The organism is Crystallibacter permensis (assembly GCF_025960875.1).
Taxonomy (GTDB): Bacteria; Actinomycetota; Actinomycetes; order Actinomycetales; family Micrococcaceae; genus Crystallibacter; species Crystallibacter permensis.
On record NZ_JAODLR010000003.1, the window covers coordinates 179,749 to 195,926 of the forward strand.

Below are 16,178 nucleotides of genomic sequence, written 5' to 3' on the forward strand. Positions count from 1 at the left end.
CGTGTCTACGTTTCTCTCGGATGAGATCCACTTATCCATGTTGTTAGTCCGAGTTTTTCAACTCTGAACATCCGGCTTCATTGCTTCTAAGATCGGTTTCTCCAGATACGGCGCAAGCGTCTTTGCGTAGGTGGCAGTGATATGCGAACCGTCGAAGTATGTGACGATACCGCCGATTGCGGGATGACATTCGTCGTCTGCGCAGAAATAACGGTCCATAGTCACCGTCGAAAGGCGATGGGATTCAAGGATTTCTGCAGCTGTATGCAGAGGATCCGGCCAATGCCACTCCTCAGGGGACCCGGTGCAATTGGCGGAACGGTTCTCGTTCTCGGCTAGACAGTCGGGAATGGAGCTGATTTCGTTACCGGGGTAGGGAGGATCCTTGATCACCAAAAGGGTAGTGCCGGAGTCGGTCCAAGCGGACAGGTAAGACCTGTAACCGGCTACAGCAGGGGCCTCCGTCGTTTCCCAGGTCTCGCCCTGCACGGGTACGGATTGTCTTTCAGATGTAATGACAAGATCGAATTTATCGCCCTTGGTCTGTTCCAACACCCAGTCACCGTAGGCAAGGCAGTTGTCGGTTTTTTCCTGCGTATCAAACTCCAGAGGCACGTCGGTGGGATTGCAACGTGAGACGAGGAACGTTGAAATCGTCCAGTCATTGCGTTCTGCCAGTTTCTGGAGTGCGGGGAGCCAATGGCCGGCATGGGAATTTCCCACTAGGGCCACCTTCTTCTCGCCGCTGCCGTAGGTACAAATGGGCCGTTCCGTGAACGGCGCGTTGGACCAGCAGCCATCGGCATAGGCATCCGACCTGTCATCCTTCGCCAGTTCTGGTTCCGGAACTAGTTCGGCGGTAGGATCAGGCTCGCAGACGTCGAACCCCTTGGCGATGGCAGCCGCACCGAGACAGGGGTCGCCGCTCGTCTCTATTGCCGATAACCGTTGCTCCGCTTGTTGCGAGCGATAGTTGACCTCCGCAAGCTGTGCTGCGCCCAACACAGTCATCAGGATCATTCCTGCCGCGGCAAACCGGAACGTCGGCAGGAGACCTTGTGCCGACTTCGTGAAACGGAACTTGTCTTCGATGAACGTCTTGCTTAGCGCCGCCAGCACTACGGTGGCCACGAGGATCACGGCCTTATCCAGCCACCCCAGATCACCGCCGCTAACATAGGGCAACAGAACGATAAGGGGCCAATGCCAAAGGTAGACGGAGTATGAAATCCCGCCCAGCCATTGCACCGGTGTCCAACGGAAGATGCCCGTGGGGGACAAGCTGCTGTTACTACCTGCGAGGATGACTAAAGCAGTACCGAGGACGGGAATAAGCGCTGCAGAACCGGGGAATGGTGTGGCCTCGGTGTACGTTACGCCCGCCACCACAATTGCCAGTATCCCGACCCAGGCCAGTACCGCGTTGGCCGACGGATTCAGGCGGCTTGCGGTCAGCGGGGCGACGGAACCGACCAGACCACCGATGGCGAGCTCCCACATTCTGGTAGGAGTGATGAAGTAGGCAGCGCCTGGTTCCGCCGCCGTTGCCAGCACTGAGACGACGAGGGAAACGACAACGACGGCGGCAATTGCGTATCGAACTAAAACGCCCGCCCTAAGCCGGCGTTTGGCGGCAATCCAGAAAGCGGCCATGATGACGAGCGGCCAGACCAAATAGAATTGTTCTTCAACTGCCAGTGACCAGAAGTGCTGAGTTGGCGTTGGATCATTGCCTTCCGCCAAGTAGTCGACAGAGCTACCGGCGAGAACCCAGTTCTGGACGTACAGGGCAGACGCGATGATTTCCTTGGCGATGCTTTCCCATTGTGTGGGAGCGGAAACCAAGCGCGTTGCAACTGCGGTAGCCGCAAGGACGGCAAAAGACGCGGGAAGCAGTCTTCTGATCCTGCGCCCGTAGAATTGGGCCATTTCCCTGCCCGTTAGCGGGGGCTTCCGGATCAGATGCGAGGTAATGAGGAAGCCAGAGATGACGAAGAAAACGTCCACACCCACATAGCCGCCTGTGAGCCGCTCGGGCCACAAATGGTATATGACGACCAGAGAGACGGCGAGAGCTCTCAGCCCTTGAATATCCGGGCGAAATCCGCTGTTCTTGGCTGCTGTAGGTGGGTTTTCCCTAATAGTTCTTCCTCCTTCAAGGCCGCAAGCTCGGCGAAAGGATCGGCAGATGGTGAACTATTCTACAAGCTTGACTCCTGCATAGCTCTATCGACCGCCAGGAGGAATCGCCGGGTGCTTGCACCAGCTTCCGTCTCTCCGAAGTGATGCCTGATCAAATCCAGTTGCTCGACGCTGATGGGACGGGACCGTAGAGCGTCCAGCACGGAGGGCGTCCGATCCGCGTCAGCCGCTTCCAGCACAGGTACAACGCTCGTGATTCCCCTAGGGTCGACAACGGCCGCCGGTTCGATGGGCTTGGTAATCAGCAAGGGTTTGCCACGCGGGAGCCAGTCCATTGCCATCGCCGAAATATCACATATGCAGATGTCAGCTTGCGCCATCGCTCCGTTGAAATCCGCATCGTGGTCACGGTAATGCCCGGCATCGGGAGACTTCTTCGCTGCCGAGGCGATCAGTGAATCGATCAGTTTTACAGATTCTCCGTGTGAACGAAGACGAACGCCCGTACGGGGATGAGGCCGGAAAATCAGGCGGTAGCGTGGATCGGCAAGGAGCGCGCGAACAAGCGCGGGGCCATGGGAGGCTGCGGAACCGTAGGCCATAGCATCACGGTCGCCCTCCCATGTAGGGGCGTACAGCACTGTGACTCGTCCGGCGTCGTTATTAGGTGGAGCCTCTACGACATCGTCGAATTGCGGACGCCCAATTTCAACCAGCTTATCGGGATCCAAACGGGGGACGTTGGCGAGTATGCGTTGTCTGGATGCCTCACCGGCAATGAACGAGAAGTCATAAGCTTTGAGCTGGTTGGAAGCCATCGAGACCTTGTCGCTCTCCCCGTGGCTCAGGTGAATATGGGCCGGGCCCGTCAGTCGCAGGACAGTGAAGTTGGCCTGGTTGTTGTTGACGTAAAACACGGCACGTACTCCGTGGGCACTAACGAACTGTTCCACTTCATTGATGCTGCTCGTCAAGTAAACCGGCAGCGGGCAATTCTTCATGACGGCCGCGGCAGTTGTCGCCTTGTGAACCAGGACAGCCACCGGATGTCGTTCGGACAGCTTGAGCATCGGACCGAACCATTGCCGGATCTGATAAGTGCTGGAGGCGTCATCGGCAAAGTACAGAATGGCTTCATACTGTGCAGGTGTAGTCGGGTTTCGGGCAATCAACTGTCGACGCACCCTCTTATCCAACAAGAAGTTGCCGGCAATGTCGGCCATGAGCTTCAAGCCCCTACGGGCCTTCGCAGTGAGTGACACAGAGTCTCCTGTTAGAGGTTCGGGAAGCATTCAGCGTATCGAAGCAGCCAGGGGGAGCATCTGCAGAATCCATAATCCGTTCAGCTTTCTGTTGGTAAACTGTAACGAATCTTGAGTGGCCCTTGGGGACTATTGTGCTTCGGAAGGAATTAATGATCGCTGGACTGCGTGGCACCATTGCACGTAACTTGCCGCAGCCCGTCGTCCAGACTGTTTTCGACCTGTTCCACGGCAGGACACAGCTGCAGGCTTCATTCCGCTCATCTACCGCTCGTTTTCTGGCTCGCGCCGAGCTGGCAGGCATGAGGGGCCCGACGGATCCCGTGATATCTGGCGGATCAGTTCTCATGACCCGGCCAGTCGAGCGGTTTTCAGCTGTGGAAGCCATCAGGGCAAACCGTGAGCTGGCCCAGCAAGCAGCAGACCGGGCCAGCATCGAGTACCGCGTCGAACAGCCCAACCCGAACAGGCCCGGATCCCTGGTGATTGCTCCCGGCGAGTCGGCGGAACTGTTCCAAGCTCTCAAGAACGTCTCCGTTGGCCGTCCGGTGTACGTCAAACTTGGCCACAGCGCTCCCAAACTGATTAGCGAGCTCAACCAATTCGATGTGGCCCAGCTAACGGTGTTTGAGCCGCAGTCAGCTGATGGCCTGGTGCTGGCCGGAAGCGATCTCGGTTGCGAGATCATAGCGAAGCCGGAACGAGCTTCCTATTCATCTGTTACTGAAATGCTGGAGCCAGTCGACGTTGTCTATACCTGGGTCGACGGCGGGGATCCTGAATGGCAGGCGCGAAAGGTCGCGGCACTGTCGCGAATGCATCTTGGCGGACTGAATGAATATTCTGCCAATGATGAACGCTACCGATCGCACGACGAGCTGCGCTATTCGCTGCGCTCACTGGATTATTTTGCCCCGTGGATCAACCACGTCTACCTCGTGACCGCTGGACAAGTTCCGGAATGGCTCGACACCTCGAATCAACGCGTCACAGTGGTCGATCATCGGGAAATTTTCCCGGAGGGCGCGCTCCCCACTTTCAACTCACATGCGATAGAATCCCGACTGCATCATATCGCCGGGCTGAGTGAACACTTCCTCTATCTGAACGACGACGTCTTCTTCGGCCGTCAGGTCAAGCCGGAATTGTTTTTCGAGGGCAGTGGGCTCACTCGGTTCTTCCTCTCTGAGCAAGGGGTCGATGGAGAGCCGCCCAATTTAGCTGACCTCCCGGTTGACAGTGCTGCCAAACAAAACCGAGCGATGATTGAGAATCGCTTTGGCCGCACAGTTCGATTCAAATTCAAACACGCTGCTCATCCCGAACGAGTGAGTACGTTACATCAGCTGGAACTAGATTTTCCCGAGAAGCATGCGGAAACGTCCCAGTCGCAGTTTCGGAGTCCATCAGATATATCCATTCCGTCTTCCTTGGCGCACTATTACGGCTACATGATTGGGGCAGCCGTGCCGGGCGACCTGAGGTACCGCTATTGCGATATAGGGGAAGCGTCGGCTCAAGCGAAGCTGCTTCGGCTCTTGAGAGACCGCGACGCTGACGTTTTCTGTCTCAATGAAATCGGCGGTGCCTCCATTGACCTGGCCGCGCAGGACCAGCTCGTGCAGCAGTTTCTGAATGCCTATTTTCCCGTCCCCAGTTCTTTCGAACTAGGAGAGTAAATGTCCGATCCGAAATCGGGGTTTTCCAGAGCTAAGTCGAAGGCGGAGCGCCTCCTGGACCCTGGCTCCGGATCGGCACGGCAAGAGCTACGCGAACTAGCCATCTCCCAGGACGGCTCGATACTCACTTCAGAATTTGCCTTGAGTCCCGAGCTCAGTCCGGTGGCCTTGTGGGCACTGCACGCGGGAGAGTCTTGGATCCGATTGGCTGGTGTGGAAGACTCCGGAAAGCTTACAGACTCGGGCTGCAAGTCTTTCGTAGCATCGGTTGACCTTGGACGGCTGGCGGCAGATCTGCCTCGACAGATAAACCCGGAAGCGGGTTCTCATGAGGTTGACTCAGACGCTGATTCGGAAGCGTTGTTCCCTTTGTTCCTCGAGATTTCGGCTACAGCGGCCAATATTCCCCGGTACAGTCGAGAGATTCGTGTGGTTGGCGGGGCTGAAGTAGGGATGTCCTTCGGGGAGTTTCGCCTGGCATTAGAATCCGGCGCGGTAGAACCGGATGCAGCGTGCACCGCGCTGTTGGCCTTCGGACGCTTTCTGCACACCGATGTCGGCTTCCTGAGAACCGTCTCTGCTGCAGACAACACGATCGTCGGCTACGTCAACCGCAAAGGCTTCGTTACCCTTGCCCTCAACCGGGTTCTTAAACCGTACAACGCGGTTTACGTAAAGCGTTTGTCCGTTGCCGGTGGTTCTATCCGGCTCTCCGCAAGGCTTGTAGCGCGGCACGGCAGTCCGACCAAAGCCGAGCTGGTACTCGTTGGACGGGAAAGCGGCTCCCGGTACGTTGCCGACACGGCCATCAAGTTGGATGAAGAGGTCACTTCCAAGCGCTTTGGTCTACGTGAATATGCGCTGCGAGCCCAACTGGACCTCGCACGTTTTTCCAATGACCAACTATCTGCCGACGATACGGTTGATGCATGGCTGGAAGTCCATGAGGGTGGTACAGAGGATCCCCATCGTGTCCGAGTCGGCAGAACCAAATACATAGTTCGGAAAATGTCGCGGGCCGGCTGGCAGAATCGCGGCGACAAGACCCTGTGCATTGTCCCGTACTACACGTTCAAGGCCAAGAATACTTCGTTCCATCTGGAACTGCTGGATACTGATGCCTTCGAATACCTGCAGAAGAAGACTCGGGTGCCCTTACCAAGAAGGACAAACGGCAAACGTGTGTGGCTGGTTGGGGAGCGGCCTTACAAGGCGCAAGACACTGGCTTACACTTTTTCCGATACTTGCGCGAGAACCGTCCTGACATCGAGGCTTACTATGTCATCGATCCAGCCTCGCCTGAAGCGCGCAATCTCAGCGGGTTGGGAAACGTGGTCGACTATCGTTCCAAGCGCCATTTTGAACTTTCCCTGCAGGCCGAGCGCTTTATCGGCTCGCACCACCCTGATTTCCTCTATCCGACGAGGCTGCCCCAGTTCCGGAGGGCTGTTACCGGTGTAAAAGTATTCCTTCAGCACGGAGTCATGGGAACCAAATGGATGGTCCCCAATTACGGCAAGAAGGCCTCGGGGTTCGATACTGACCTCTTCATCGTCAGTTCAGACCGCGAGAAAGAATACATCGTGGGGGACTTCGGCTATGCTCCGAAGGACGTGGCGGTTACCGGCCTCGCCCGTTTCGATTCGTTATTCGCAGGCGACGTAAAGGTGAAAACGAACCAGATCTTGGTCATCCCTACCTGGCGCGATTGGCTGCAGGATCCCGCGTTATTTACTGAGTCAGAATACTTCCAAGCCTGGAATCAGTTCCTACATGATCCGGAGCTTCGACAAATAGCTGAACGAACCAGTGCCGAGATCGTTTTCTGCCTGCATCCCAACATGCAGCAGTTCCGCCATCATTTCACGGGGGCACCGGCCCGGATCATTTCCCAGGGCGAAGTCGATGTTCAACATCTGCTTAAGGAAAGCGCCGTGATGGTCACGGACTACTCCAGCGTAGGTTTCGATTTCAGCTTCCTCGAGAAGCCGGTTCACTATTATCAGTTCGACCGGCGGCGTTTTTTGGGACCTAACGGCTCCCATCTTGATCTGGATGCAGAGCTTCCGGGGAAAATATCCTTCAGTGCAAGTACATTAATCGCAGCTCTCGAAGAGACACTTGCCAATGGTTGTGTAATGCCCGAGGACTATGTACGACGTGCGCACCGCTTCATAAAATATCAGGACCAGAACAACTGCAGCAGGATCTTTGATGCTGTCTGTTCAGCCCAGGCTGCAGAATCCAGGATTCGGAAGCTTATCGACCCTGAATTTGGAGAAAGGCTGTTCGGTCGATTCCGCCGTAGCCGTTTCTATTTTCCGTCCATGCGTCAGTTCTACAAGTTAGTGACACGGACTACCGTTGACAAAGACCTCATCGTGTTCGAAAGCGGTCTGGGTAAGCAGTATGCAGACAGCCCCCGGTACATCTACGAAGAACTTGTACGGCGGTCCGACGCACGTACCAAAGTGTGGATCTACAACGGTAAACTGCCGCATCAGGACCAGCACACAAAGGTGGTCAAACGGCTATCACCGGGGTACTACTGGTACCTTGCAAAGGCAAAGTACTGGGTGAATAATCAAAACTTTCCGCACTATATCCGGCGCCGAAGCGACGGAGTCATGATCCAGACATGGCATGGAACACCGCTTAAACGGATGGCCCATGACATAGAGGAGATCCATGGGCGAGATGAAGGATATCTGAGCCGGGTCAGCAGTGCAGTTCGTCAATGGAGCGTTCTCGTCTCACCCAGCGCTTATGCCACCAACGCTTTCCGCAGTGCCTTTAAATACAACGGTCCCGTGCTGGAGGAAGGCTACCCGAGAAACGATATTCTCGTGTGGGGGGTGAACGAGGGCGTCGGAAGTATGGTCCGGCAACAGCTAGGCATTCCAGAAGACAAACGGGTGGTGCTGTATGCGCCGACGTTTCGAGACTCGGAAAGCAGCGGATCGGGGAGATTCCATTTCGAACTGCCATTTGATCTGGAGCGTTTCCACGAGAAGTTTGGGGAAGACACTGTGCTCCTATTGCGCATGCACGTATTGGTCAGCAATGGAATCGAGATCCCCGAAAACGTACAGGATATGGTCCTCGATGTGTCCGGCTATCCCGAAATCCAAGAACTGTACCTTGCCAGTGACCTTCTGGTCACGGATTACTCGTCCGTGTTCTTTGACTTTTCGATATTGCGTCGACCGATCATCTTTTATGCCTACGACCTGGAGCTGTACCGGGACACACTCCGTGGGTTTTACCTCGACTACAACTCCGAACTTCCTGGACCAATCGTCGAGACCGAGGAGTCTCTGTACAGAGCTATCGATGCGACGTCACGTCCGGATCCCGAACGCGAGGCGAAGCATGAAACCTTTGTGGCTAAATTTGCGCCCAAGGACGATGGCCATGCTGCAGAACGCGTAGTTGATCAGCTCTTCTGAACCTATACATTTTCCTAACTCCTCCCAGTCAAGGGATACGAATGATCGTTCGAGACCGGATCGCGGCCTTTCAACGGCATATGAAGAGGGTTGCCGCCAAACGCAAGGCACCGCAAGTGTCGCCGGGAGACAGCGGCCCCAGCGCAAGCGCGGAATCTGCCCGGGTATCCGTGGTGATACCGGTCTTCAACGCCATGCCATTCCTGGCAGAAATGCTTGATTCTCTACAGACGCAAGAGTTGGATCCGAGGCTGTTTGAGGTCATTGCCGTCGATGATGGATCGACTGATGCCAGCGGAAAGCTTCTGGACGACTACGCAAGCAAAAACTCTCACTTTCGCGTCATCCATCAGTCGAACAGTGGTTGGCCCGGTAAGCCCCGAAACGTAGGCACGGCAGCAAGCGTGGCCCCTTACGTTTTCTTTTGCGACGCCGATGACCGGTTGGGGCCGGAGACATTGCGACGCATGGTGGACTACGCCTTCGAAAATGACGTCGATGTTCTGGTTCCCAAGCTGGTTGGTGCCAACGGCCGCCGCGTGGAGGCGTCGCTCTTCAAGGTGACGGAAGCGGACGTCGACCGGCGCAAGATTCTCGGGACTCTGTCACTGCAAAAGATGATCCGCCGTGAACTGCTGGAAAGCCACGGCATCAAATTCCACGAAGACAAGGTGCGGCTGGAAGACGGCATGGTGATGGCGCGCTGTTATTTGCTCGCCAACAGGGTTTCCGTCCTGGCGGACTACGACTATTACTTCATCAGGACACGCGATGACGGATCGAACATCAGTTCGGAACGCACCGTGCCTGAAGGCTACACCTGGTCGGTAGGAGAAATTGCACGGATCATCAAGGAAAACGAGCCGGATTCCGGCCTTGGCGACCTCATGATCCTTGACCTTTACCGTCGCAAATGCCTACGGATCTACGATCCCGCACGCTTCGGAAGGCTGGGCCGGTCCATCAGGAGTCGATGGGTTCAGGCACATGCCGACCTCGTAGAACGGTTTGTTCCAAGGGGATTGGAGAGCGAGCTATCTCCCATTTCCCGACAGCGGTCGCAGTTGGTACGCATGCGTGATCTCGCCGGCCTTGAGCGCTTGGCCGACTCAGAGCATCTGCTTCGGGCCGTGCCGCGTTCCGCGTCAGTGAGCGTGGGACGCCGCTCGGCGGTCCTGAACTTTCGGATGGAACCAGACGGCAGCTTTGAAGAATTATCCCTCCTTCTCCGTAGCCGCGGGGGCGGCAACGAGGACCGTTTGCCGCTGGAGCCGGATCCTCAAGGGTCCGGAGGTTACCTCGGTGTAGTCCCCGAGGCCCTACTCGGAGACTACACCGGGAAAATCGTCGATTGTTTCGTGGAGGCTACGGCGAACGGTTTTACGGGCCCACCGCAGCGCGTGCTGGTCAACGGTGCCACGGCATTGCCGGTTCAGGGGGACGGTATCAAGGGGTATGCAACCGTCCATGGAAACCTGAGCCTTGACCTTCGCTAGTTTTGGATCGAACCGACCATCCTACGGGGTAGCACGGCCGCCCCAGTTTCAAACTGCGTGCCGGCATAGAACCACATGGAACCGTCCGCTTCAATACCGAGCAGGTCAACCTTCCGGTCGGTATTGAAGTCACCGGGGCTGACTATGCTTTCAAACACGTCCCAGCCGCCGTTGCCGATCTTTCGTTCTGCAGTGAACCAGCTTGAGGAGTATGTGGTCCGGCCGGAGAGCAGCCACAGGGTCCCGTCCGGTTTCCTGGCAATGATGTCCGCCGTCCCATCGCCGGTGTAGTCGCCGGTTGCCGTTAGATAGCTGTACTGATCCCAACCTGAAGCTATCTGCGTCCGAGAGCCATGCTGGCCGGTGCCTGGGCCCGCATAGAGCCAGACAGCGCCGTCGGGGCGCACGGCCAGAAGGTCATTATTTCCGTCGCGGTTGATGTCTCCCGCACCGAGCAGTGTGGCGAACTGATTCCAGCCGCCGTTGCCGATTTTCACACGACGCTGGTATCCCTCATCGGAGGTGTTCACTCTGCCGGTGCCGGCATAGAACCATAAAGTGCCGTCCTTTTGACGGGCAACCAAGTCCGCATGACCGTCATCGTCGTAGTCCCCGACTCCGATGATGTCATGATAAATTTGCCAGCCGTGGCCGATGCGCATCCGGCTGCCATAGCTGCCGTTCCCATCCCCGGGGATAAACCACAATGTGCCATCGGCCATCCGGCCAATGAGGTCCGCTTTACCATCGCCGTTGAAATCCTCAGGGGTGGTCATTTGGTTGTAGACTTCCCAACCGGAATTGCGGGTCAGGACGCGGGATTTGTACCCCTCGGGCTCCGTGAACCCCGTGCCCTCGTAAAAGCCGAGGCCTCCGTCGGCATAAATCCCGAGCAGGTCATCCTTGCCATCCCTGTTGTTGTCCCAGACGCCCAGGATTTGCGTGAAAGCCTGCCAACCACTGGCCCCAATACGTTGTTCCCGGGAGAATGACGTGCCCAACGCGGGGGCCCTGCCAGTACCACGGAGGAGCCACAGTGACCCGTCCGGCTTTGTCGCAATCACATCGGCGTTGCCGTCACCGCTAAAGTCCTGAGGCGCAATCAGCCGGGCATAGCCCTTCCAGTCATCGGCAATCCTGACTCGTGAAGCGGCCCCGCCGGTACCCAGTCCCGGATACACATAAACAATTCCGTCAGGCCGCTTGGCAAGAAGGTCCCTGCGGCCGTCGCCGCTGATGTCGCCGACTCCGATGACATCACTGAACTGATTCCAGCCGCTGGTCCCCACAAGGACTCGGGGTTCGAAAGATGCTCCGCCTTTGCCTTTGTAGAACCACAGCGAGCCGTCGTTGTGGCGAGCCAAAAGATCAGGGCGCGAATCGCCGTCGTAATTCCCCACTCCGATCAGCGCGTTGTAGATTTGCCAGCCGCCGCCTACGCGAGTGGGGGAACCATAACCGCCCGAGCCGTCACCGGGGTAGTACCAAAGGGTGCCGTCGGTACGCCGTGAGAGCAGATCACTTCGACCGTCGCCGTTCAGGTCTCCTGGGGCTGCGCTGAGGACTGAAGTAGTAACCCTGTCACTGGCATTCCTGGCAAAGTCGCGCAACTGTGTCATTGTGCCGTGCCAGACATTCGAGTCACCGACGAACGGGCCGCTTGAACTGTACTGCCAAATATCGAAGCCGGACCAGCCTGCGGGCAGCGAAGGCTCGGCCAGAGTGTAACCATCCAAGGGGTAATGGGCCACGTGGAGCGGATGGTCCCTAAAAGCAGTGCTGTTGCCGGTGCAGTAGTCCCACCAGTCTGCCGTGGTGTAGATGGCCGGGAGCCGACCGGTGCGTGCCTTGATCGTATTGGAGAAATCCTTGATCCAAGCGACCATCTGGCTCGGCGACATGTTGTAGCAGGTGTTGCCAAGCTCCGGGTACGGATTGTATTCGATGTCCAGCAGGGGCGGGAGCGTCTTACCGTCGGCAGACCAGCCGCCGCCGTTGTCGACCATGTAGTCGGCCTGGGCCTTGCCCGAGGAGACATTTGGGATCGCGAAGTGATACGAGCCGCGGATCATGCCCACGTTGTAGGAACCGGTGTATTGTTCCGTCCACTCCGGATTCTGATACGACAGGGCCTCCGTGGTTTTGACGTAGGCGAACCGGGATCCGTAGTTCCACTCGGTGGTCCAGTTGACATCGGGCTGGTGGCTGCTGACGTCAATGCCCTGGATCCCGTCCGGGCTCCACTTGTTGCGGTTGATCATGGGGACGGACAATGCCTGCACCGAGCTGGTCCGGTTGATCTCCAGGACGTCCAGCTGCTCCTGGAGCTCTTCCTGCTTCTCCGGCTGCTTAAGCTCTGCCTCTCGTTGCTGCCGTTGTGCAAGTCCATGGCCCATCTGGGCGCCGTGGTCGCCCTGAAGCACTTCAAGCAGTGCGCGCAGCTGTTTCTGAGAGAGTTCCTCCACCGGAACTTCGATGTCAGCGTCGATTTCGGTCGTTCCCGTTTCCGTGGGCACAGGCCGCGGATCCTGGGTCGATTCAACGTAGGGTAGGGGAGCTGGATGTTCGCCGACCTGTGGCTGGCTGGTTGCAGGCGTTTCCGCCGGGTTCGATTTTTTCGGTGTAGCAGCCGCCGGCGAGGGCTGGGGGAGTTCCTGAGTTGTGGGCCCAGCGGTTGCCGTACTGTCCGGAGCAGACGGCATGGCCTCTGAGGGCTCGGTAGTGACCACCGGCGGCGGCGTTGCGTTGGCGGCGCTGGCGGCCGGAGGGAGGATGAACCCCGAGACCGCCAGAGACAGGGCGGTCAGTCCGGCGAGCCCAGTTCCCCGTATCCGTGCAGCGGTCGAAGGGGCTTGTGACAGTGGGCGAGCGCTCATAGATTTACTCCGGTATTTCCCCAAGCGACGGGGTATGGCTGCCCAAGAGAGCGGCAGTTATGGTCGTCGACCGGTTAACGGTAACACCAATGTGAATATTGGGGCCAGAGTTAATGCTGTTACTTTTGGCGACTGGAGACAGGGGAGTCCGGAGGCAAAGCAAGGGGCCCCCTATTGTTACGGAGGCCCCTTGGCGCATTGTTCTGGTTCCTTCAGCTACGGCGCTACCAGCCCCAGAGCGGTCGGCAGCCACATGCTCAGCTGAGGTACGAACACAACGACAAACAGTCCGATAATCAGGGAGATGAAGAACGGCACCAGCCGCTGGATCACCGGTTCGATCCGCAGCCCGGCCACGCGGGCACCGACGAACAGGACGTTCCCAACCGGCGGCGTGATCGTTCCCACGCAGAGGTTGAAGACGATCATGGTTCCGAAGTGGACCGGGTGGATGCCGAATTCCATGACGATCGGCAGGAAGATCGGTGTGAAGATCAGGATTGCCGGGGTGGGGTCCATGAACGTGCCGACGATGAGCAGGATGATCATCATCAAGATCAGGATGATCGTCGGGTTTTCCGTCAGCCCGAGAATGCTGTCCGAGATCAGATCGGGGATCCGGGCGAACGACATCAGCCAGGACATGGCGGTGGACACGCCGACCAGCAGCATCACGATAGCGGTGGTCTTGGTGGCGTCCAGGAAGATTCCCGGAAGATCCTTGACCTTGATGGTCTTATAGATGAATCCCAGTGCCAAGCAGTAGACGACGGCGATGGCAGCTGATTCTGTCGGTGTGAAGGTTCCGGCGAGGATACCGCCGATCACGATGACGATCATCAACAACGACGGCACTGCTTTGAGCAGCGTCTGGATTGCCACGGCGAAGGAGACTTTCTCCGTCGACTTCAGTTCGGGACGTTTGCGGGCGTAGAAATAGACGACGGTCATGCAGGCAAGTGCCCACAAGAGACCCGGGCCATAGCCGGCCACGAACAGTGCAGCGATGGACGTGCTGCTGACCAGCGAGTAGACAATGAAGGTGTTGCTGGGCGGAATGAGCATTCCGGATGGTGCAGAGGCAACGTTCACTGCGGCCGCAAAGCTACGGTCGTAGCCTTCCTTGGCCTGGCGAGGCCCCATGACAGTTCCGACGGCGGCCGCCGCGGCAACCGCGGCCCCACTGACGGACCCGAAAAGAGCGTTGGCGACGATGTTTGTCTGTGCGAGGGATCCAGGTGCGCGTCCCACGAGGACCTTTGCCGCGTCAATAAGACGGGACGCGATGCCGCCGTTGTTCATAAGCACGCCGGCCAGGATGAAGAATGGTATGGCCAGCAGGGTGAAGGAGTTGATTCCCGCAAACACCTGCTGGGAGGTCGTCAAGACTGCACGGTCAAAGCCGAGAACGGCGATGATCGCAGTAACGGTCGAGACGCCGATAGCAACGGCGATCGGCACGCTGAGAATGATGAGGACTGCAATCCCGATGAGAAGGATGAGCCCGGCGAGTAGTGCTGTTTCCACGGGCTCTCCTAGATAACGTCCGGATTGTCGTCTTCGGCGATGGCTTCCTCTTCGCCTCGCAGAACGGCAATCGTGTGGTAAATCGCATAGAAAATGATGATCACGCCGGTTATTGGCATCACCAGGTACAAGGGGCCCACGTTAACCGGCAGACCGGTGAGCGCTTGGCTCCAGGACTGAACGGAGACGCGGTAGCCGCCCCAGATGAGGATCACCGCGGCAAAGACCACGATGACCATCTGGACAAAGACGGCTACCGCGCGCTCAGCGCGCTCGGGCAGCTTGCGCACCACGAAATCGACGGCGATATGACCCCGTTCAGCGAATACCAGTGCCGCGCCGAACAGGCCCAACCAGACGAACAGATACTGGGCCAGTTCAGAGGTCCATGCGCTGGGGTCTTGTATGACCTGACGCGTAAAGACCTGCCAGACGACCGTCACGACTAGAACGGCGAACAGCACCACGCAGGCGACTGCAAGCAGTTTGTCGAAGAATTTCTTTATGGCATGCATAGCTGTTGTTTCAGTGACTCTCTGAGTAGGGGATTACTCGGCCGCGGCGCGGGTGGCTTCGTACAGGGCCTTGGCGGAGTCGGTGGTCACGTATTCGTCGATGAGCGGCTGCAGGGCCGTACGGAACGCTTCCGTATCGACGTCGTTGAACTTCGTTCCAGCGGCTTCAAGCTCCTTGATGGCTGCATCGGTCTCGGAGAGCCACAGGTCGGTGTGCTCGGTTACGGCTGCATCCCACTCGGCGTCAAAAGCAGCGCGGTCTTCTTCGGACATTTCAGCGAGCACATCGGTGTTGATCACCAAGTAGTCGAGGCCAACAAGGTGGTTCGTGTTCGAGAAGTACTTGGCAACCTCATTGTGCTTCTGCGTCAGGTAGGAGATTTCATTGTTCTCCGCACCATCAAGCACGCCGGACTGCAGTGCGGTGTAAACCTCGCCGAACGCCATCGGAGTGGCGGAGCCGCCCATGAGCTCGATCATCTTCATATGGACGTCGGACTCCTGGACACGGATCTTCATGCCCGCGAGGTCCTCTGGCGTGTTGATCGGCTTCTCAGTGTTGTAAACGCTGCGCGTTCCCTGGGTGAAGCCGCCGAGGACGGTGATCTTCTGATCTTCGAGGGAGGAGTAGAGTTCCCCGGTGATTTCCTCGTCGCCGACAACCTTCATCTGGTGCTCGACGTCGTCGAACACCTGAGGCAGGTTGAAGACCCGGAAGTCTTCATTGAGGTTCTCCAGCTGGGTGCCGGAGACGATGGCCATCTCCACGGTTCCATCGCTGACCAGCTGGATGGCTTCCTGCTGCGCGCCGAGGGTCTCGTTCGCGTAGACATCGATGTCCCAGCGGCCTTCGGTAGATTCCGACAGCCGTTCGCCGAAGCTGTTCAGGGCGATGTAAGAGGGGTGGGTTTCGGTCTGGTTGAGCGCCAGTCGCATGGTCTTGCCGTCCGCGCCGCCGTCGGCACTGCCGGAACCGCCACCACAGGCTGTCAGTGCCAACGCCATCGCTGCCACGGACCCCATCACTGCAAAAGCTTTGTTGCCCTTCATGGTTTACCTTTTCCTGCCCGTAGAGCGGGCATTGTGTGCAGCCGCGAAGAGTCCGCGGCTTTCCATTTTCATTGCTGCCGGTTCCAGCTGCTGGCCGCAGTGGAATGGTCGCCTTCATACATGCTGCGAATCCGCCCCAATCTGTGCACACGCATCGTTGTGGGTGCACCGGAATGGCAGG

General features: G+C 57.7%; 9 protein-coding genes. 3 read left to right on the forward strand and 6 right to left on the reverse strand.

The features are described from left to right. Positions 1–57 precede the first annotated feature (57 nt). Positions 58–2,190 carry an acyltransferase family protein gene (locus B0G38_RS04990; protein ID WP_319801224.1) on the reverse strand — a complete coding sequence of 711 codons (2,133 nt, stop codon included), beginning with the start codon at positions 2,188–2,190 and terminating at the stop codon, positions 58–60. Between the two features lie 11 nt (positions 2,191–2,201). Then, complete coding sequence (locus B0G38_RS04995; protein ID WP_264668417.1) at positions 2,202–3,365, reverse strand: CDP-glycerol glycerophosphotransferase family protein; 1,164 nt, start codon at positions 3,363–3,365, stop codon at positions 2,202–2,204. A 191-nt stretch (positions 3,366–3,556) separates the two neighbouring features. On the opposite strand from B0G38_RS04995, the gene B0G38_RS05000 reads away from it, so the two are divergent. The 3 genes from B0G38_RS05000 to B0G38_RS05010 are packed head-to-tail and all read left to right on the forward strand — an operon-like array spanning position 3,557 to position 10,029. After that, complete coding sequence (locus B0G38_RS05000; RefSeq protein ID WP_264668418.1) at positions 3,557–5,083, forward strand: stealth family protein; 1,527 nt, start codon at positions 3,557–3,559, stop codon at positions 5,081–5,083. Further along, a complete protein-coding gene (locus B0G38_RS05005) occupies positions 5,084–8,533 on the forward strand; it encodes a CDP-glycerol glycerophosphotransferase family protein (RefSeq protein WP_264668419.1) in 3,450 nt (1,149 codons plus the stop codon). It abuts the gene before it with no gap. A gap of 41 nt (positions 8,534–8,574) precedes the next feature. Then, complete coding sequence (locus B0G38_RS05010; protein WP_264668420.1) at positions 8,575–10,029, forward strand: glycosyltransferase family 2 protein; 1,455 nt, start codon at positions 8,575–8,577, stop codon at positions 10,027–10,029. Here B0G38_RS05010 and B0G38_RS05015 read toward each other — a convergent pair. From B0G38_RS05015 to B0G38_RS05030, 4 genes are all read right to left on the reverse strand, one after another. After that, positions 10,026–12,545: a GH25 family lysozyme gene (locus B0G38_RS05015; protein ID WP_264668421.1), complete on the reverse strand. Its 2,520-nt coding sequence runs from the start codon at positions 12,543–12,545 to the stop codon at positions 10,026–10,028. The genes B0G38_RS05010 and B0G38_RS05015 overlap by 4 nt on opposite strands. Before the next feature lie 576 nt (positions 12,546–13,121). Beyond that, entirely contained in the window at positions 13,122–14,432 is a 1,311-nt protein-coding gene (locus B0G38_RS05020; RefSeq protein WP_264668422.1) for a TRAP transporter large permease, read from the reverse strand. 8 nt (positions 14,433–14,440) lie between these two features. Beyond that, positions 14,441–14,947 carry a TRAP transporter small permease gene (locus tag B0G38_RS05025; RefSeq protein ID WP_264668423.1) on the reverse strand — a complete coding sequence of 169 codons (507 nt, stop codon included), beginning with the start codon at positions 14,945–14,947 and terminating at the stop codon, positions 14,441–14,443. A gap of 33 nt (positions 14,948–14,980) precedes the next feature. After that, on the reverse strand, positions 14,981–15,997 hold the full coding sequence (locus tag B0G38_RS05030) for a TRAP transporter substrate-binding protein (protein WP_264668424.1): 1,017 nt from the start codon (positions 15,995–15,997) through the stop codon (positions 14,981–14,983). Positions 15,998–16,178: the final 181 nt, after the last annotated feature.

Coding starts and splice junctions, on each gene's coding strand:
- B0G38_RS05010 (WP_264668420.1), top strand. CDS start 8,575: ATGATCGTTCGAGACCGGATCGCGGCCTTTCAACGGCATATGAAGAGG.
- B0G38_RS05025 (WP_264668423.1), bottom strand. CDS start 14,947: ATGCATGCCATAAAGAAATTCTTCGACAAACTGCTTGCAGTCGCCTGC.
- B0G38_RS05030 (WP_264668424.1), bottom strand. CDS start 15,997: ATGAAGGGCAACAAAGCTTTTGCAGTGATGGGGTCCGTGGCAGCGATG.
- B0G38_RS05000 (WP_264668418.1), top strand. CDS start 3,557: ATGATCGCTGGACTGCGTGGCACCATTGCACGTAACTTGCCGCAGCCC.
- B0G38_RS04995 (WP_264668417.1), bottom strand. CDS start 3,365: ATGGCCGACATTGCCGGCAACTTCTTGTTGGATAAGAGGGTGCGTCGA.
- B0G38_RS05005 (WP_264668419.1), top strand. CDS start 5,084: ATGTCCGATCCGAAATCGGGGTTTTCCAGAGCTAAGTCGAAGGCGGAG.